16 protein-coding genes are annotated in these 17,900 nt (G+C 65.4%); 14 read left to right on the top strand and 2 right to left on the bottom strand.

All coding sequences use genetic code 11. The features are described 5' to 3' along the window. Nucleotides 1-398: 398 nt before the first annotated feature. The 4 genes from J0W34_RS16175 (at nt 399) to J0W34_RS16160 (ending at nt 5,329) form a co-directional block, all read left to right on the top strand. On the top strand, nt 399-2,210 hold the full coding sequence (locus J0W34_RS16175) for a sigma-54-dependent Fis family transcriptional regulator (RefSeq protein ID WP_230969470.1): 1,812 nt from the start codon (nt 399-401) through the stop codon (nt 2,208-2,210). 251 nt (nt 2,211-2,461) lie between these two features. Beyond that, nucleotides 2,462-3,229: a GntR family transcriptional regulator gene (locus J0W34_RS16170; RefSeq protein WP_230969469.1), complete on the top strand. Its 768-nt coding sequence runs from the start codon at nt 2,462-2,464 to the stop codon at nt 3,227-3,229. Nucleotides 3,230-3,305: 76 nt separating this feature from the next. Continuing rightward, a complete protein-coding gene (locus tag J0W34_RS16165; RefSeq protein WP_230969468.1) occupies nt 3,306-4,364 on the top strand; it encodes an aromatic ring-hydroxylating dioxygenase subunit alpha in 1,059 nt (352 codons plus the stop codon). Continuing rightward, complete coding sequence (locus J0W34_RS16160) at nt 4,361-5,329, top strand: PDR/VanB family oxidoreductase (RefSeq protein WP_230969467.1); 969 nt, start codon at nt 4,361-4,363, stop codon at nt 5,327-5,329. Before J0W34_RS16165 ends, J0W34_RS16160 begins: the two co-directional genes overlap by 4 nt. 18 nt (nt 5,330-5,347) lie before the next feature. Here J0W34_RS16160 and J0W34_RS16155 read toward each other — a convergent pair whose 3' ends face one another. Further along, on the bottom strand, nt 5,348-7,048 hold the full coding sequence (locus J0W34_RS16155; protein WP_230969466.1) for a methyl-accepting chemotaxis protein: 1,701 nt from the start codon (nt 7,046-7,048) through the stop codon (nt 5,348-5,350). 471 nt (nt 7,049-7,519) lie between these two features. Between J0W34_RS16155 and J0W34_RS16150 the strand changes: the two genes are divergently transcribed. Beyond that, nucleotides 7,520-8,683 (top strand): ABC transporter substrate-binding protein, encoded by a 1,164-nt coding sequence (locus tag J0W34_RS16150; protein WP_230969465.1) that lies wholly within the window; start codon nt 7,520-7,522, stop codon nt 8,681-8,683. 5 nt (nt 8,684-8,688) lie between these two features. Here the strand turns inward: J0W34_RS16150 and J0W34_RS16145 are convergent, their stop codons facing one another. Next, nucleotides 8,689-9,588 (bottom strand): LysR substrate-binding domain-containing protein, encoded by a 900-nt coding sequence (locus tag J0W34_RS16145; protein ID WP_230969464.1) that lies wholly within the window; start codon nt 9,586-9,588, stop codon nt 8,689-8,691. A 277-nt stretch (nt 9,589-9,865) separates the two neighbouring features. On the opposite strand from J0W34_RS16145, the gene J0W34_RS16140 reads away from it, so the two are divergent. The 9 genes from J0W34_RS16140 (at nt 9,866) to J0W34_RS16100 (ending at nt 17,879) form a co-directional block, all read left to right on the top strand. Beyond that, nucleotides 9,866-10,543, top strand: a complete 678-nt coding sequence (locus J0W34_RS16140) for a substrate-binding domain-containing protein (RefSeq protein ID WP_230969463.1) — start codon at nt 9,866-9,868, stop codon at nt 10,541-10,543. A gap of 33 nt (nt 10,544-10,576) precedes the next feature. After that, entirely contained in the window at nt 10,577-11,602 is a 1,026-nt protein-coding gene (locus tag J0W34_RS16135) for an amidohydrolase family protein (protein ID WP_230969462.1), read from the top strand. A 16-nt stretch (nt 11,603-11,618) separates the two neighbouring features. Beyond that, entirely contained in the window at nt 11,619-12,302 is a 684-nt protein-coding gene (gene ligK, locus J0W34_RS16130; RefSeq protein WP_230969461.1) for a 4-carboxy-4-hydroxy-2-oxoadipate aldolase/oxaloacetate decarboxylase, read from the top strand. A gap of 173 nt (nt 12,303-12,475) precedes the next feature. Further along, nucleotides 12,476-13,417 (top strand): NAD(P)-dependent oxidoreductase, encoded by a 942-nt coding sequence (locus J0W34_RS16125; protein ID WP_230969460.1) that lies wholly within the window; start codon nt 12,476-12,478, stop codon nt 13,415-13,417. Next, nucleotides 13,414-14,343, top strand: coding sequence for an amidohydrolase family protein (locus J0W34_RS16120; protein ID WP_230969459.1), 930 nt, complete (start codon nt 13,414-13,416; stop codon nt 14,341-14,343). Before J0W34_RS16125 ends, J0W34_RS16120 begins: the two co-directional genes overlap by 4 nt. A 15-nt stretch (nt 14,344-14,358) precedes the next feature. Continuing rightward, nucleotides 14,359-14,799: a protocatechuate 4,5-dioxygenase subunit alpha gene (ligA, locus tag J0W34_RS16115; protein WP_230969458.1), complete on the top strand. Its 441-nt coding sequence runs from the start codon at nt 14,359-14,361 to the stop codon at nt 14,797-14,799. 82 nt (nt 14,800-14,881) lie between these two features. Beyond that, a complete protein-coding gene (locus J0W34_RS16110; protein ID WP_230969457.1) occupies nt 14,882-15,736 on the top strand; it encodes a class III extradiol dioxygenase subunit beta in 855 nt (284 codons plus the stop codon). 120 nt (nt 15,737-15,856) lie between these two features. Then, nucleotides 15,857-16,813 (top strand): Gfo/Idh/MocA family oxidoreductase, encoded by a 957-nt coding sequence (locus J0W34_RS16105; RefSeq protein ID WP_230969456.1) that lies wholly within the window; start codon nt 15,857-15,859, stop codon nt 16,811-16,813. Between the two features lie 70 nt (nt 16,814-16,883). After that, nucleotides 16,884-17,879: an aldo/keto reductase gene (locus J0W34_RS16100; RefSeq protein WP_230969455.1), complete on the top strand. Its 996-nt coding sequence runs from the start codon at nt 16,884-16,886 to the stop codon at nt 17,877-17,879. Nucleotides 17,880-17,900 lie beyond the last annotated feature (21 nt).

The following is a 17,900-nucleotide window of genomic DNA, read 5'->3' as shown; positions in this document are numbered from 1 at the left end:
TGTTCTTGGTGATCGCATTGTGTGCACGACCAAGAGTGTTCAATAGTTGGTTGATGGGCTAGCACCTATCTCAATTCGGCATAGCTCAATGTCTGGATGCCAGTCATTGATGCCGTGTGCGCGCCACGGGCCATTCGACGGAAGTCGGGGGGATGAGTCTCGGCTGTGCTTCCGGCCTTCCGTCACTGAAAACATGGCAATCCGTGTGCCACCCTTTCCTGCGCGGTCTTTGCTGCATTGCCACAGTCCATCAAAGGGCCGTTCGCTGAATCGTCATGAAAACGACATGCGCTGGATGGGCCGCGCTGCAATAACCGAACCGCGCTGCGTGGTATTGACAAATTTGTGAATACCGGGAGTCTTGGTGGTTGATTTTATTAAGTCGTCAGGAGGTGGGTATGAGCCAAAGGCGGAGTCAAGGGCAGGGCCAGCCGCGTATTTCCCTGGCCGAGGTGACGCGAGCGCGTGAAGAGACGCTGCCGCCCGGCGACGGGCGGACGGTGGGCGAGGACGACGGCCCGACCTTGCGCGACCTGACCGAGTGCCTGTTCTTTTCTCCCGGTGACGGGCGGATCTGGCTGGAGGATCAGCGCATGGTGCTGGTTCACAACACCAGTCTCGGTGCCTTGCGGCGCGAACTGATCGAGCGTCTGGGCATTGCGCGGGCCCGCGGGCTGCTGACCCGGGCCGGCTTCGTGTCCGGCGTGCACGATGCGCAGCTGGTGCGCGAGCGGTGGGTCGATGCCGACCCGGCGGCCATTTTCGTGGCCGGGACGCGACTGCACTCGCTCGAGGGGGTGGTGAAGGTCGACGTGGTCCGGCTGGAGTTCGACCCGCCCCGGGGGACCTACGATGGTGAGTTTCTCTGGCATCACTCCAGCGAGGACGATCAACACATCGCCGCCTACGGCGTCGGCAGCGAACCGGCGTGCTGGAACCAGCTGGGCTATGCGATGGGTTATGTGACCACCTTGCTGGGCAAGCTCACCATCTTCCGCGAGGTCGAGTGCCGATCCATGGGGCATGACGTGTGCCGGGTGATCGGTCGCACCGCCGACGAATGGGGCGATGTGAGCGAGGATCTGCACTATCTGAACGCCGAGGGCTTTGCCGGCGTGGCTCACGATCCGGCCTCGGCGCCCACGGCGGCGGTCTTGCCGTCCGTGGCGTGTGAATTGCCGCCCTTGGCCGATCGCCGGCTGGTGGGGGTGTCGTCCGCCTTCAATGCGGCGGCCCAGATGTTGCGTCGGGTGGCGCCCACACGGGCGACCGTCCTGTTCGTGGGCGAATCCGGGGTCGGGAAAGAGTTGTTTGCACAGATGCTGCACACCATCAGCCCGCGTGCGCAGTCCCCGTTCGTGTCGGTCAATTGCGCCGCTATTCCCGAAAATCTGGTCGAGTCCGAACTGTTCGGCGTGGAGCGCGGCGCCTACACCGGCGCGGTCAGCTCGCGCCCCGGACGTTTCGAACGGGCTGACCGGGGCACCCTGTTTCTCGACGAGATCGGCTGTTTGAGCCTGACCTCCCAGGGCAAGTTGTTGCGCGCGCTGCAGGAGGGGGTGATCGAGCGGGTCGGGGGCACGCGCAGCATGCGGGTGAATGTGCGCGTGGTGGCCGCGACCAATGAGGATCTGCGCAAGGCCGTGGCCGAGGGGCGCTTTCGCGAGGACTTGTTCTATCGGTTGAACGTGTTTCCGGTCAAGCTGCCGCCGCTGCGCGAGCGGCGCGAAGACATTCCGCTGCTGCTCAACCACTTTCTGCGTCACTACAACGAAATGCACGGGCGCAAGGTTCGGGGGTTCACCACCCGGGTGGTGCGCGCCCTGCTCAACTATCGCTTCCCGGGCAACGTGCGCGAACTGCAGAACCTGGTCGAGCGCGGGGTGATTGTTGCCGACGACGAGGGGGTGATCGATCTGCCCCACATTCTGCGCGATGAGGAGGCCGCCCGGGAGATGCTGTACTCGGTGGGGGACAAGGGCCGGCTCGACCAGATGTCGCCGGACGGTCAGTCCGGCGGTGACCATCTGCTGGACCGCTTCCGCGAGTTTGCGTCCGATGCCGGCGACGGCCCCTCGCTGGATGCGCTGGAGTCCCAGCTGGTGCGCGCGGCGCTCGACAAGGCGGACGGCAACGTATCGGCCGCAGCACGCTTGCTGGGCCTGACGCGCTCCCGCATGGCCTACCGTATCCGCAAGCTTCAGGCCTAGGCGCGCCAGGCGCCGCGAATTCCCGCCCACGCGTGCATTTCCCCCGGCGCAATGCCGGGGGCGACACGCTGCCTTCGCCCGTCTTCCGGGCCCGCGAGCGCAGCGCTCACGGTCAGATATGCCGCAAATGTGTATACAGCTATCGCGAAACTGATGGCTGTTTCGCTTTATTTACAGTGACTTATCCATTAATTGTATACATCACTGGCGGTGAGCGTTGTGCCCACCGCAGGCATCGGGGGGGGCTGTAAATGCAAGCGACCATGCGCAAGGAAGACGAAGGGGGCTCGCAAACCGTTCGTGCCCTGCTTCAACTGCGCGAAATGATCCTGGCCGGCGTCCTGCCGGCGGGCAAGCGTATCGCCGAACCGGCCGTGGCCGACGTGACGGGCATCTCCCGCACGCCCATCCGGGCGGCCCTGATCCGCCTGCAGGAGGAAGGGCTCATCGAGCCGATTCCGTCCGGCGGGTACCGGGTGCGGGCCTTCTCGGTGGCGGACATCCGCGATGCGATCGAGGTGCGCGGCGTACTCGAAGGGCTGGCCGCGCGTCGGGCGGCGGAACGCGGGATCACTCGTGCGCTGCTCGAGCGCATGCGGACCTGCGTCTGCCAGATCGACGATTTGCTGGCGCCCGGCCCACTCGATGGCGCGCGCTTTGCCGGCTACGTCGATGCCAATGCGCGCTTTCATGACGCACTGGCGATGGCAGCCGGCAGCGACCTGATCCAGCGCCAGGTCGAGCGCGCCAACACCCTGCCATTTGCTTCGGCCAATGGCTTCGTGCAGGTCCAGAGCGTGCAGCCCGATGCGGCCAGCACCCTGATGATCGCCAATGCCCAGCATGCGGCCGTGGTCGAGGCGATCAGCCAGCGCGAGGGCGCCCGGGCCGAAGCGCTGATGCGTGAGCATGCGCGCATGTCGCATCACAACCTGGAGCGGGTACTCGAACACCCGAACGTGATCGATCTGGTCCCCGGCGGCTGTCTGATCGAAGGGGCGCCGGCAGAGGCCTCATGACAGCCTGATGAAGTGTCGGCGCGTCTACGGGATGCCCTTGAAACGCGCGGACGAAGCACCTGAAGAGGAAGAGACAATGAAATTTCAGAAGAACGCATGGTACGTGGCCGCGATGGCCAGCGAGATTGGCGCCGACACGCCCCTGGGGCGGCGCATCTGTGGTGAGCCGGTCGCTTTTTTTCGCGACGAGGCAGGGCAGGTGGCTGCGGTGGAGGACTGGTGTCCGCATCGGGGAGCGCCCATGTCGCTCGGGCGGGTGATCGATGGCCAGCTGGTGTGCGGCTACCATGGGCTGGCCATGGGCTGCGACGGCAAGACCCGCTCGATGCCCATGCAGCGCACCCGGGGTTTCCCGGCCAACCGGACCTATCCGGTGGTCGAGCGCCACGGCTTCATCTGGCTGTGGCCGGGTGACCCGGACAAGGCCGATCCGGCCTTGATCCACGATGCCTTCTGGGCCGACCATCCCGATTGGGCGCACGGGGGCGGGGTCTATAACGTCAAGGCCGACTATCTGCTGATGATCGACAACCTGATGGATCTGACCCACGAGACCTATGTGCACTCGACCAGCATCGGCCAGCCCGAGATCGACGAGACGCCGTGCGAGACGCGCACCGTGGGGGATGAAGTGATCACCCGCCGGTTCATGGAAGATATTCCGGCGCCGCCGTTCTGGCGCATGAACATGCGCGCGGCTGGGTTGCCCGAAGAGGCCAGGGTGGACCGCTGGCAGATCTGTCACTTCACGGCGCCGTCCCACGTCATGATCGAAGTGGGGGTGGCCCTGGCGGGCCATGGGGGCTACGACGCACCGGCAGACAAGAAAGCCTCGGCGATCGTGACCGACATGATCACGCCGGAAACCGAAACCTCCATGTGGTACTTCTGGGGCTTCGCCCGCAATTTCAAGGCCGACGACGCGGCCCTGACCGAGACCATTCGTGACGGCCAGGGCAAGGTGTTTCTGGAGGATGTGGCCATGCTGGAACGTCAGCAGCAGAACCTGCTCCAGTGGCCGCAGCGCAATCTGCTCAAGCTCAACATCGACACCGGGGGCGTGCAGGCGCGACGGATGATCGAGCGGTTAATTGCCGAAGAAGCAGGCGTTGCGGATCAGGTGGCCAGCGCATGAGTCCCGATCTGTTGACCGTGCGTGTGGCGGCCCTGCATGACGAAACCGGCGACATCCGCGTGTTCGAGCTCGAAGAGGCCAGCGGCGCAGCCTTGCCGGCGTTTGCGGCCGGGGCGCATATCGACGTCCATGTGCCGGGCGGGCTGCTGCGGCAATACTCGCTGTGCAACGCGCCGGGCGAAACCCATCGCTACCAGATCGGCGTGCTGCGCGACCCCGACTCGCGCGGGGGCTCGGTGGCCATGCACGAGGCGGTGACACCGGGCGATCTGTTGCAGATCAGCGTGCCGCGCAACCACTTTGCACTGGCGGAGCAGTCCCCCCACAGCCTGCTGCTGGCCGGCGGTATCGGCGTGACGCCCATCCTGAGCATGGCCGAGACGCTTGCCGCGCAGGGGGCCGGCTTCTCCCTGCATTACTGCGCGCGCAGCGCCGAGCGGATGGCCTTCCGCACCCGGCTGGCGGCATCTGCCTTTGCCGACAAGGTGAGGATGCACCTGGACGATGGGGATGCAGCGCAAAAGCTCGACATCGCCGCCACGCTTCGCGCCGCGCCGCCGAAGTCCCATCTCTATGTGTGCGGGCCCGCCGGCTTCATCGAAGCGGTGCTGGCGGCGGCGCACGCCCAGGGGTGGGACGCGCACCGGGTGCATCGAGAGTTTTTCGCCGCGCCCGTGGACGCGGCTGAGGGTGAAGCGGGCGCCTTCGATCTGCAGCTGGCGCGAAGCGGGCAGACGGTGCGCGTCGGTGCAGGGCAAAGCGCGGTTGCTGCGTTGCAGGCGGCGGGGGTGGAGGTGCCGGTCTCGTGCGAGCAGGGCGTGTGCGGCACCTGCCTGACACGCGTGCTGGCCGGTGAGCCGGATCACCGCGACGCCTACCTGACCGACGAGGAGCGCGCCGCGAATGACCAGTTTCTGCCGTGCTGCTCGCGCGCGCGGACCCAGACGCTGGTGATCGATCTCTGAGCCCGTCCGGTGCGGGCGTCAGATCCTGAAGCGGGCGACGTTCTGGCGTAAGGTCAGGGCGGCCTGGTTGAGGCTTTCCGAGACGCTCGCCGTGCGCGAGCCGGCCGCGCAGTTGTCTTCGCTCATGCGTGCGATGGCCTCGACGCGCGCCGAGATGCCGCTGGCGGCCTGGTCCTGCGTGGCCAGTGCGGCAGCCACTTCATCGACGGCTGCGCTGACCTGATGGGCGCTGTCACGGATCTGCACGATCTGCGCGGCGGCCGCTTCGGAGAGCGTCCGGCTGTCCAGGGCCCGGCCGACCACCGCCTCGACATGGCCCACGGCCTCGCGGGCCACGCGCTGCATGGAGACGATGATTTCGCTGATGCGTTCGGCGGAGGTGGACGTGCGCTCGGCGAGGCTGCGCACTTCGTCGGCCACCACGGCGAAGCCGCGCCCGTGCTCGCCGGCGCGTGCGGCCTCGATGGACGCGTTGAGTGCCAGCAGGTTGGTCTGGTCGGCCACTTCCTTGATGACGCGGATCACGTCCGACACGCTTTCGGCCTCCTGACCCAGTTTGCCCACGGTCTGGCCTGCCAGGGCGATGTCCTCGGCCACCCGCCCCATTTCCCGGGTGGTCTGACCGATGCGCTCGGCACCGGCACTGGCCGCTTCCCTGGCTTGCTCGGCGCGGTTCAGCGCGTCGCGCGTGCTGGCGTTGATCTCGCTGATGCTGGTGATCATGCGCTCGACCGTTCGGGTCATTTCGGTGGCTGCTTCACGCTGGCCGCCCGCGGCATCGAGGACTTGCCGCGACACGTCGAGCGCCTGTGTGGCCGCTTCGCCGACGGTGTGCGTGCTGCTGGTCACCTCGCGCAGCGACTGCTGGATGCGGTCGAGCAGCTGGTTGAAGGCTCGCGTGGTCTGTGCCGCCTCGTTATTGCCCCGGACCTCGGCACGACGAGTGAAATCGTTGCTCTGCGCCACTGCCGTGATGGTGGCGCGGATGACATTGAGGGCATTGATGACGCTGCGCGCGATCGTCACCCCGAGGCCGGACAGCACGATGACGGCGATGGCGACGATGACCAGCATCAGGGTGCGGGCGTCGCGGACCGTGGCTTCGGCGTCTGCGCGCGCCTGGTCGGCCGCGGTGACGTTCAGCGCAATCAGCTTCTTGAGAATGGGCAGCAGCAGGTCGAGGGTGCGCGTCCACTGCGCAGTCTGAGACGCAAACACCTCGTAACGGCGCGAGATGGTGTTCCAGTCCCCTGCCTCCGCCACGGCCCGGGCGACTTCCATCTGGCGTTTGTCGGTGACCTTGAAGTCCGCCCACACCGACCGGAAGGTCTCCCACTGTTCCGATTCAGCGTCCGTTTTCGGCAAGGCGTCGTAGATGGCAAAGGCCCGGTCGGCGTCCTGATTGGCCTCGCGGGTCATGGTCATCAGGTCGGAGAAAATCGACTTCCCCTCGTCGAGGTAGTCGCTCATGTCGGCCTCGTTCCCGAACTGCTGCGGGCGCCAGCCGAGCCCGTCCTGCATGGCCTTGGCGGCCTCCAGTCGGGCGGTGCGCAGCGCACCCAGGGCGCTGACCGCCGGCAGGCTGCGATCGCTGATCGCACTCAGGGCCGCACCCAGGCGATCGATACTCATCCAGCCCCCGAGCCCGACCGATGCCAGGGCTGCGATGGCCGTCACGACCAGCAGATGAAGTTTGAGTCGAACGGAAAGTCGGGTCATGCCGGTGATCTCCTGAACCTGGATGGGGTGTTGTTGTGGTGGGTTACGGGGATCGACCGGGGTTCTTGAACGTGCTCCATGCGCACAGGCGGCGACGAACGAAGCCGAAGCGGGGTGTCGCGACAGGTGGATTCGAATGGTGGGGCTTGGCGTCGGAGCGGGGGTTGATTACGATGACTGTTATTTCAAGTTGTTGATATAAAAAATGTTTGTCTGTTCGGTGGATATTCTTGAGTCATCTTCATTGTGGGCCGACGACATGATGGCAGGGCCGTGAACGGTGTCCCCCGGGGAGAACGGAATGCCGCCGGGTTCTAGCTGCTATGTCCCGCAAGGTATGAATCCGGCGCGCGTCACCGCTCTACTCTGGTGTCGAGGTTGATGCCCATGGCTGCGCGGTACCGACCCGAGCGAGCGCCGCCCGCAACACGCAGGATGCGGCGCCGGAAACAGGATGAAGAGGAGAACACCATGGAGATCACTCCAGCCCGGCTTCGCCCCCACTGGCCGTGTCGGTTCGTCGGGTGGGGCGCGTGGTTTCGATGTCTGGCGGCGGGCGCGGCGCTCACCGCACCCTGGGTGGATGCGCCGGCGGCCGGGGTGATCCGCATCGGTCAGTCACTACCCGATTCGCCCGAAAGCTACAAGATTTCGACCTCCATCGGCTACGCGACGAACGCTCTGGTCGAGTCCGTCAATGCACTGGGGGGCATCGACGGGCGCATGATCGAACTGGTGACCTTGAAGGACGATGGCACCGCCTCCGGATATGCCCGCAATGTGACGCGCTTGCTTGAGGACGAGCAGGTGCTCGCCGTCGTCAACTGCACCGGAGACGCCCGCTGCCTGGAGGGCCAGCGGCTGGTCCGCGAGCATGACGCGGCGCTGGTGGGCGCCATGTCGGGCGTGCCGGCACTTCATGTGTCGGACGGGCATGTGTTCCCGGTACGTGCCGACTACCCGGCCGAAGCGAAGGCGCTCGCGCGGCAACTGGCGACCATCGGCGTGGCGACCGCCACGGTGCTGACCGACGGGCACAGTCTACCGATCAAACGCGATGCGCTTGCCGAGGCCATGAAGTCCGCCGGCATCGCGACCACCATGGTCGAGGTGAAGGCGGACAAGACGTCCATCGGCCGTGCGCTGGATCATTTGATGACGCCCCCGATCAATGCCCTGATGCTCGACCTGGGGGCCGCGTCCTTGGCAGTGACTGGCGAGCTGCTGCAGGAGAAGGCGCCCGAGTTGCCTGCGGTGATCGCCTCGTTGGCAGATCCGGAACTGACCTTGAGCATCGGCATCTTCCGCGGCAGGACGTACGGATTCACGTCGGTGGTGCCCAATCCCGAGTCGCAGACCTCGGCCCTGGCGACTGCCTTTCGGCAAGACCTCGTCAACGCCCCGTTCGGCATCTCCTACGCCGGGCTTGAGGCGTATCTGAATCTGCGTGTCGTGATCGAGGCACTGCGCTCGATCGACAAGGTGCCGACCCGCAGCACCCTGCTCAACGTGCTGCGCGCGTCGCCCTCGATGACGATCGGCGAACTGGCGGTGTCGCCGGTCGGGCAGGGGCGCGGCGCGCCGGCCCGTGTGGGGCTTGGCGTGATCTCGGCCCGTGGCATCGTGCTGGAGTAGTCGGCTCAGAGGGTGCCCAGGTAGTCCTTCACCTGCGCTTCGATGATCGAGACCACATTGCGTTGCACCTGGGTCATGGGGCGTCGCGCACTGACGGCCCAGGCCAGTTTCGCCACCAGCGGGGGGTTCTGGATGGGCCGCATGTTGAGGGCGTCGCCGTGGCCGAAAGAGCTCAGGGCGCTGGCCGGAAGAATGGCGGCCCCCAGACCGTCGGCGACCAGATCGAGAATGGCCGGAATGGCATCGGCTTCGATGACGATGCGGGGTTGTCGGCCGCGCACGGCGAGTTCGTGCTCGACGAGCATGCGGATGGCGTTGGGGCGGCTCGGCATGATCAGCGGCAGGCGCGACAACGCGTCGACGGTGACGGGTGTCGTGTCGTTCGACTGCTGGTTGGATTGCAGCAGGTTCAGGGGCTGGTGGGCGAGCGGATGAATCTCGACTTCCGCCGAGGGGCGGCTGTCGTAGAGCAGGGCCATGTCCAGCCGGCCCTGGGCAATGGATTCCTGCATGGTGACCGACAGCCCCTCGCTGATGGTCAGGATGGCATCGGGCATCGAGGCCTGAAAGGCGCGTGTCATCGGCACGGTCAGCACGCGCGCCAGACTGGGCGGCAAGCCCACGGCCACGCGACCGACATAGCCGCCACGCGCCCGCGAGAGTTCTTCCCGGACACGTTCGATCTGGTGGAGCACCCCGCGACCGTGCTCGAGCATGATCTTGCCCGCCTCGGTGAGCGTGACGCCCCGGCCGTTGCGCAGTAGCAGGGGCTGGCGCAACTCAACCTCCAGCCGCCGGACCTGTCGGCTGAGCGCGGGCTGGGCGATGTCCAGAGCGATGGAGGCGTTGGTGAAACTGCCCAACTCGGCCACGCGCACGAAGTATTCGATCTGTTTCAGGTCCATTCGCGTTATCCATTAAATGAATATCTTCAGGTGTTGTATAGCAGATGTTGATGTTAGCCGAGCCTGACTGCGAATGGGGTAAGGTATTTAAAAAATGATGGTTTGTTTATGAGCCATGCCTTTTTTTTATATCTGGTAGTGAACATGGCCGGTGTCCCGTCGGCGGCGCGGTGGTCACAATCCAGTCCATGATGAAACCGACCCTGTTCCTGTCGATGGCTGCTCCGGGCCGTGCCCAGGCCGGTCGCGACTCCGATTCTGATCGGGCGGCGCAGCCGTGAAGCCGCTCCGTGGTATTTCGTCCATGGCGCCGCGGCAGATGCTTGCCGAACTGGCCGCCACGTACGCCGGGCATCCGGTGAGCTTCGAGGCGGCCGGCGGGCTGGATGTGGCGAGCCGGTTGCGTGCGGGCGAGGCGTTCGACGTGGTGGTGCTGGCGGCTGATGTCATCAAGGGCCTGATCGCTGACGGTTGCTTGCTCGAAGGCAGCCGGGTCGACCTGGCGCGCTCGGGGATTGCCGTGGCGGTGCCATGCGGGGCGATGCCACCCGACATCGCGACCGAAGCCGCGGTGCGTGATGCGGTTCTCACTGCCGAGGCGGTGGCCGTTTCGAGCGGCCCGAGCGGTCGAGCGCTGACCGACCTGTTCGAGCGCTGGGGCATTGCCCGGCAGATTGCCGAACGGGTGATCTGCCCGCCGCCCGGTGTGCCCGTGGGCGCCTGGGTGGCCGAAGGGCGGGCGAGCTTGGGGTTTCAGCAGCGATCGGAATTGATCCATGTCGCGGGGATCGACGTCGTCGGCTCCCTGCCGCCGGAGATTCAGGTCGATACGGTGTTTTCCGCCGGCATTGGTGCCGGTTCTGTCCAGGTGCCGGAGGTGCGGCGTTTGCTGGCGTTCATGACATCCCCGCAGGCTGACGACGCCAAGCGTCGTGAAGGCATGAGCCCGGCCTGAGGGCAGGGATGGTCCATTGAGGAGATTCGTTTCGTGATCATCGATATTCACGGTCATTACACAACAGCGCCCGGGGCGCTTGAGCAGTGGCGCAAAAGACAGATTGCCGGTCTTGAGGATCCGTCCTCGATGCCGCGGGTCGGCGACTTGAAGATCAGCGACGACGAACTGCGCGAGACCATCGAGCGCAACCAGTTGCGTCAGATGCGCGAGCGTGGCTCGGACCTGACCATCTTTAGCCCGCGGGCCAGCTTCATGGCGCATCACATCGGTGATTTCCAGGTGTCGTCCACCTGGGCCGCGATCTGCAACGAGTTGTGCTACCGGGTCAGCCAGCTCTTTCCCGAGCACTTCATCGGCGCCGCCATGCTGCCGCAAAGCCCGGGCGTCGATCCGGCCACCTGCATTGCGGAGCTGGAAAGGTGCGTCAAGGACTATGGCTTCGTGGCCATCAACCTGAATCCGGATCCGTCCGGCGGTCACTGGACCAGCCCGCCGCTGACCGACCGCCACTGGTACCCGATCTACGAAAAGATGGTGGAGTACGACATCCCGGCCATGGTGCACGTGAGCACCAGCTGCAATGACTGCTTCCATACCACGGGCGCGCACTACATCAACGCCGATACCACGGCGGTCATGCAGCTCATCCAGGGGGACCTGTTCAAGGACTTTCCGGCCCTGCGTTTCGTGATTCCCCATGGCGGCGGCGCCGCGCCCTATCACTGGGGCCGCTATCGCGGTCTTGCCCAGGCGCTGGAGAAACCGTTGCTCGACGAGCATCTGCTCAGGAACGTGTTCTTCGACACCTGCGTGTATCACCAGCCGGGGATCGACCTGCTGACCAAGGTGATTCCGGTGGACAACGTGTTGTTCGCCTCGGAAATGATTGGCGCGGTGCGCGGTATCGACCCGCAGACCGGCCATCATTTCGACGACACCCGGCGCTATATCGAAGGGGCCGATCTGAGCGACGAGGATCGCCACAAGATCTACGAGGGCAATGCCCGGCGCGTCTATCCGCGCCTGGACGCCGCCCTGAAATCGCAGGGCCGCTGAGGAAGGGAGAACAAACATGTACGAACTGGGCGTTGTCTATCGCAACATCACCCGTGCCGAACGCGAGATCGCCGATGCACTCGCCGTGCTCGGCTCCGCCACGGTCCATGAGGCCATGGGCCGGGTCGGGCTGATGAAGCCCTATATGCGGCCGATCTATCCCGGGGCGCAGATCTCGGGTACGGCAGTCACCGTGCTGCTGCAGCCGGGGGACAACTGGATGATGCACGTGGCCGCCGAGCAGATTCAGCCGGGCGACGTGGTGGTCGCCGCCGTGACCGCCGAATGCACCGACGGTTACTTCGGCGATCTGCTGGCCACCAGTTTTCAGGCGCGCGGTGCCCGCGCGCTGATCATCGATGCGGGCGTGCGCGACGTGAAGACCCTCCAGGCCATGGACTTCCCGGTATGGAGCAAGTGCGTGTCGAGCAAGGGCACCATCAAGGCCACGCTCGGGTCGGTGAACATCCCCGTGGTGTGTGCCGGCATGTGGGTGACGCCGGGTGACGTGATCGTTGCCGACGACGACGGTGTGGTGTGCGTGCCCAAGGCCATGGCGGCCGCGGCGCTGGATGCCGCCCGTGCGCGCGAGGCCAACGAAGAGGCCAAGCGCCAGAAACTCGCCAGCGGTGTGCTGGGTCTCGATATGTACAACATGCGGCCGGCACTCGAGCAAGCCGGCCTCAAGTACATCGACTGAGTCATGAGACAGCCCCCACGCTCTCTGCGTTCGCTGCCCCCCGAGGGGGCGGCCCTCCGCTTGGAGCGGCCCGGCGGCGAGGTAAACGGCCCCCACGCTCGCCGCGATGCGGCTGCGCTGCCCCCCGAGGGGGCGACCCTCCGCTTGGGGCGGCCCGGCGCGAAGGGGGCCCCATGAACATGCCCCCCAAGCCAACAGAGTGGCATGTCGGCATCGTCGGGTATGGCGAGGTCGGACGCATTCTGGCCGAGGATCTGCGCGCACAGGGAGTCAGTGTGAGCGCGTGTGACCTCAAGCTGGGCACCCCGGAAGAAGCCGCGCTGATCGCCCATGCCGCGCGCCACCGGGTCGGGCTGACCGATTCGCATGCCGGCCTGGCACGAAGCGCCGATCTCGTCATTTCCTCCGTCACGGCATCCCAAACCGTGATCGTTGCAAGGGCCTGCGCCCCCGGTGTGCAGGCCCATGCTTTTTTCCTGGATATGAACAGCGCGTCCCCGGGTGCCAAGTGCGAAGCCGCCGCGTGCATCGACCGCGCGGGCAGCCGGTATGTGGAAGGCGCGGTGATGACCTCGGTGCCGCCGTATCGCAGCGGTGTTCCACTGCTGTTGGGTGGGCCGCACGCAGCCGCTTTGCTCGCGCCCCTGAAGACGCTGGGTTTTGCGCCGTCCGTGGCCGACACCCGCCTGGGCATCGCATCGGCCACCAAGATGTGTCGTAGTGTGATGATCAAGGGGCTCGAAGCCATGGTCATCGAAAGCCTGACCGCGGCGCGCCATTACGGCGTCGAGGATGCGGTGCTCGCCTCTCTGCAGGAGACCTTTCCCGGCATCGACTGGGAGGCGCAGGCGAGCTACTTTTTTCAGCGCGTGGTCCAGCACGGCCGGCGCCGCAGCGAGGAGATGTATGAAGTGGCCAAAACCGTTCGCGAGGCCGGGCTGGACCCTTTTTCCGCCTGGGGGACTGCCGAACGCCAGGCGTGGATGGCCGATCTGGCCGACGCCGGCGTGTTCGGCGAACGCGCGGACCCGAGGTTCGGACGCTTCGGTCACTGGAGCCAGGCGGCCGATCGCATCCTTGCCCACCGACCCCTCCTGACGAAGGAACCTGCATGAGCGTTGCCGCTTCGACTTTCGAGAAAACGCCCGGATGGCTCGACTGGTTTGCCGGGCCGAGCACGCCGGTTTTTCAGCTGCCGCCGGGGGCGGTGGATGCGCACTGCCACGTGTTCGGGCCGGGCGCGGCGTTTCCCTTCGCGCCTGAGCGGAAATACACCCCCTGCGATGCGGGCAAGGCGCAGCTGTTCGCGCTGCGTGATCATCTCGGTTTCAGCCGCAATGTGATCGTGCAGGCCACCTGCCACGGGGCGGACAACAGTGCCATGATCGATGCCTGCCGGTCCTCCGGCGGCAAGGCCCGCGGGGTGGCGACGGTGCGGCGTTCGGTGACCGACGCGCAGTTGCAAGTGCTGCACGAGGCGGGCGTACGCGGCGTGCGCTTCAATTTCGTCAAGCGCCTGGTGGACTTCACCCCCAAGGACGAACTGATGGAGATCGCCGCACGTATCGACACGCTCGGGTGGCATGTGGTGATCTATTTCGAAGCGCAGGATCTGCCCGAGCTGTGGGACTTCTTCACTGCCTTGCCGACCACCGTGGTGGTCGATCACATGGGGCGTCCGGATGTGACCCGGCCGGTCGATGGTCCGGAGTTCGAGCTGTTCCTCAGATTCATGCGCGAGCACCCGAACGTGTGGAGCAAAGTCAGTTGCCCGGAACGACTGTCGGTGAGCGGGCCGAAGGCGCTCGGCGGCGAGCAGGCGGCCTATCGTGATGTGGTGCCGTTCGCGCGCAAGGTGGTGGAAACCTTTCCCGACCGGGTCCTGTGGGGGACCGACTGGCCGCACCCGAACCTGAAGGATCACATGCCGGACGACGGATTGCTGGTGGATTTCATCCCCCACATCGCGCCGACATCCGAACTGCAACGCAAGCTGCTGGTGGATAACCCCAAGCGCCTGTACTGGCCCGAAGAAACCTGAGCGCAGGAGACAAAGATGGCTCTGGACAAACCCTACAAGGACATCCCCGGCACGATCATTTTCGATGCCGAGCAGTCGCGCAAGGGCTACTGGCTCAACCAGTTCTGCATGTCACTGATGCAGGCCGCCAATCGCGAGCGCTTCAAGGCGGACGAACGCGCCTATCTCGACGAATGGCCGTTGAGCGAGGAGCAGAAGCAGGCGGTGATCGCGCGCGATCTGAACTGGTGCATGCGCACCGGGGGGAACATCTACTTCCTCGCCAAGATCGGTGCGACGGATGGCGCAAGCTTTCAGCAGATGGCCGGCTCGATGACCGGCATGAGCGAAGAAGAATATCGCGACATGATGCTGCGCGGCGGTCGCTCGCCCGAGGGCAACCGCTATCTCGGTGAGGATGGCGACGCCCAGCCAGAGCGCCAGCCGCAAGGCAGAGCCGGCAAGGGGGCAAAATGAACCAGCCCCTGCACTCACTTTGTTCACTGCCGCCCCGGGGGGCGGAGGCTGCCCTTGGGGCTGCCCAGCAGGAGACCCACTGATGGCCCGCATTACCGCTAGCGTCTACACCTCCCACGTGCCGGCCATTGGCGCGGCGCTCGACCAGGGCAAGGCGGACGAACCCTATTGGCAGAACGTCTTCGCCGGGTATGACTACTCGAAACAGTGGATGGAAGAGAACACGCCGGACGTGATCTTTCTGGTCTATAACGACCACGCCACGGCCTTCAGCCTCGATCTGATTCCCACCTTCGCCATCGGCACCGGTGTGCATTACCCGGTGGCGGATGAAGGCTGGGGGCCGCGACCAGTGCCCGATGTCGAAGGCCACCCCGAGCTGGCCGCGCACATCGCCCAGAGTGTCATCCAGGATGATTTCGATCTGACCATCGTCAACAAGCTGGTGGTGGACCACGGCCTGACCGTGCCGCTGTCCCTGATGTTCGGACAACCCGGGCAGTGGCCGTGCAAGGTGATCCCCTTTGCGGTCAACGTGGTGCAGTACCCGGTGCCCTCCGGCCGGCGCTGCTTCGAACTGGGCAAGGCCATTCGCAAGGCGGTGGAACGGTTCGACGAAGATCTGAAGGTGCAGATCTGGGGCACCGGGGGCATGAGCCACCAGCTGCAGGGCGCCCGTGCCGGCCTCATCAACCGCGAGTGGGACAACGACTTTCTCGACCGCCTGATCGCTGACCCGGCGGCTTTGTCGGCCATGCCGCACATCGACTATGTGCGCGAGGCCGGCTCGGAAGGGATCGAACTGGTGATGTGGCTGATCGCGCGGGGCGCCATGGCCGACGTGGCCGGCGGTCCGGCGCCGACGGTGAAGCACCGTTTCTATCATGTGCCGGCCTCCAATACGGCCGTGGGGCACCTGATTCTGGAGAACAACTGACATGCAACGTCGCCCGAAGGCAGCGCAGCGGAGTCCGGGGCATCGGCGGTCGATCAGTCACCGCGTCCGGATGCCGGCCTGCGGCTTCCCGCAGGGTGACGCCGACATTGGAGATACTGAATGAGCAACACGATCAGAGTCGCGCTGGCCGGTGCCGGCGCTTTCGGCCTCAAGCACCTGGACGGCATCAAACATATCGACGGCGTCGAGGTGGTGGCGTTGATCAGCCGTGATCTGGACAAGACCCGCGCGGTGGCTGACCAGTACGGCATCGAACAGGCCACCACGGACCTGGATGAGGTGCTGGCGCGCGATGACATCGACGCCGTCATCCTGTGCACCCCGACGCAGATGCACGCCCGTCAGGCGATCGCCTGCATGCAGGCAGGCAAGCATGTTCAGGTGGAAATTCCCTTGTGCGACGTGCTCGCCGATGGCGAGGATGTTCTGCGTGTGCAGCAGGAGACCGGTCTCGTGGCCATGTGCGGTCACACCCGGCGCTTCAACCCGAGCCACCAGTATGTTCACCAGCGCATCGAGGCCGGGGAATTCAACATCCAGCAGATGGATGTACAGACCTACTTCTTCCGCCGCACCAACATGAACGCCCTGGGCGAGCCGCGCAGCTGGACCGATCACCTGTTGTGGCATCACGCCGCCCACACGGTCGACCTGTTTGCCTACCAGTGCGGCAGCCCCGTGGTTCAGGCCAATGCCGTGCAGGGGCCGAAACATCCCGAACTGGGCATCGCCATGGACATGAGCATCCAGCTCAAGGCGGCCAACGGTGCCATCTGCACCTTGAGCCTGTCGTTCAACAATGACGGTCCGTTGGGCACCTTCTTCCGCTACATCGGCGATACGGCCACCTACATTGCGCGCTACGACGATCTGATCACCGGTCGCGACGAGGTGATCGATGTGTCGAAGGTGGATGTCTCCATGAACGGTATCGAACTGCAGGATCGCGAGTTTTTCGCGGCCATTCGCGAGGGGCGTCAGCCCAACGCCAGCGTGGCCAGCGTGCTACCGTGCTACCGGGTCCTTCACGATCTCGAGCAGCAGCTGGAGGCGTGAGCGGTTTAGGTTCTCCGGACGGCGCCGTGCCTGAGGCGGGCGCTGTTTCCATTGCTTGAGGCACACGCGCATGCATCAACGCACACTCGGTCCGTTCAGCGTCTCGGCCATGGGGCTGGGCTGCATGAATCTGAGTCACGCCTACGGGACGCCCCCGCCGCCCGAACAGGGGGGCGCGCTGTTGCTGCGCGCACTTGATCTGGGGGTGACCCACTTCGATACGGCGGCGCTCTACGGGTTTGGCGCCAACGAGACCTTGGTCGGGCAGGTCCTGGCGGAGCATCGATCCCGTTTCACGCTGGCGAGCAAATGCGGCATGACCGGCGTGGCGGGCAAGCGCGTCATCGACGGTCGGCCCGAGACGCTCAAAAGTACCTGCGAAGCGTCCTTGCAGCGCTTGCGGACCGACGTGATCGACCTCTATTACCTGCACCGTTGGGATCGTCAGGTACCCATCGAAGACAGCGTGGGGGCCTTGGCTGACCTGGTGACGGAAGGCAAGATCCGCGCGATCGGCCTGTCCGAAGTGTCGGCGCAGACCCTGCGCAAGGCGCATGCGGTGCATCCGGTGACCGCGCTGCAGACCGAGTATTCGCTGTGGACGCGAAACCCCGAGATCGCGGTGCTTGAGTCCTGTCGTGACCTGGGGGTTGCGTTCGTGGCGTTCAGCCCGCTCGGGCGCGGCTTCCTCGCCGGCGCGCTGCACAGCGCCTCCGATGTCGATGCGCTCGATACCAAGGACATTCGCCGGGGTATGCCACGTTTTCAGGCCGCGGCGCTGACAGACAATCTGAGCTTGCTGCCGGCCTTTTGCGCACTGGCCCGCGAGGCCGGATGCACTCCGGCCCAGCTTGCGTTGGCCTGGTTGTTCGCGCAGGGGGCGCATATTCTGCCGATTCCCGGCACCACCTCGATCGCGCATCTGGAAGAAAACATTGCGGCGGCTGAGCTCGCGCTGGCCGATGAGGTGCTCGAACGTGCCGGATCGTTGATCAACGGCGAGACCGTCCACGGGCCTCGCTACAACGCGGCCACGCAGGCCGAGATCGATACCGAAGAGTTCTGATCGGGCAGGGGGCATCGGCGC

Origin of the sequence: Nitrogeniibacter aestuarii (assembly GCF_017309585.1) — a bacterium.
Classification (GTDB): domain Bacteria; phylum Pseudomonadota; class Gammaproteobacteria; order Burkholderiales; family Rhodocyclaceae; genus Nitrogeniibacter; species Nitrogeniibacter aestuarii.
The sequence above is the reverse complement of the archived record's forward strand: the minus strand, read 5'-3'. Positions and strand labels throughout refer to the sequence as shown.

What these genes read in the sequence shown, in the direction of transcription:
- J0W34_RS16175 (WP_230969470.1), top strand. Translation starts at nt 399, where the DNA reads ATGAGCCAAAGGCGGAGTCAAGGGCAGGGCCAGCCGCGTATTTCCCTG.
- ligA (WP_230969458.1), top strand. Translation starts at nt 14,359, where the DNA reads ATGGCTCTGGACAAACCCTACAAGGACATCCCCGGCACGATCATTTTC.
- J0W34_RS16160 (WP_230969467.1), top strand. Translation starts at nt 4,361, where the DNA reads ATGAGTCCCGATCTGTTGACCGTGCGTGTGGCGGCCCTGCATGACGAA.
- J0W34_RS16105 (WP_230969456.1), top strand. Translation starts at nt 15,857, where the DNA reads ATGAGCAACACGATCAGAGTCGCGCTGGCCGGTGCCGGCGCTTTCGGC.
- J0W34_RS16100 (WP_230969455.1), top strand. Translation starts at nt 16,884, where the DNA reads ATGCATCAACGCACACTCGGTCCGTTCAGCGTCTCGGCCATGGGGCTG.
- J0W34_RS16110 (WP_230969457.1), top strand. Translation starts at nt 14,882, where the DNA reads ATGGCCCGCATTACCGCTAGCGTCTACACCTCCCACGTGCCGGCCATT.
- J0W34_RS16120 (WP_230969459.1), top strand. Translation starts at nt 13,414, where the DNA reads ATGAGCGTTGCCGCTTCGACTTTCGAGAAAACGCCCGGATGGCTCGAC.
- J0W34_RS16170 (WP_230969469.1), top strand. Translation starts at nt 2,462, where the DNA reads ATGCAAGCGACCATGCGCAAGGAAGACGAAGGGGGCTCGCAAACCGTT.
- J0W34_RS16165 (WP_230969468.1), top strand. Translation starts at nt 3,306, where the DNA reads ATGAAATTTCAGAAGAACGCATGGTACGTGGCCGCGATGGCCAGCGAG.
- J0W34_RS16155 (WP_230969466.1), bottom strand. Translation starts at nt 7,048, where the DNA reads ATGACCCGACTTTCCGTTCGACTCAAACTTCATCTGCTGGTCGTGACG.
- J0W34_RS16125 (WP_230969460.1), top strand. Translation starts at nt 12,476, where the DNA reads ATGAACATGCCCCCCAAGCCAACAGAGTGGCATGTCGGCATCGTCGGG.
- J0W34_RS16145 (WP_230969464.1), bottom strand. Translation starts at nt 9,588, where the DNA reads ATGGACCTGAAACAGATCGAATACTTCGTGCGCGTGGCCGAGTTGGGC.
- J0W34_RS16150 (WP_230969465.1), top strand. Translation starts at nt 7,520, where the DNA reads ATGGAGATCACTCCAGCCCGGCTTCGCCCCCACTGGCCGTGTCGGTTC.
- ligK (WP_230969461.1), top strand. Translation starts at nt 11,619, where the DNA reads ATGTACGAACTGGGCGTTGTCTATCGCAACATCACCCGTGCCGAACGC.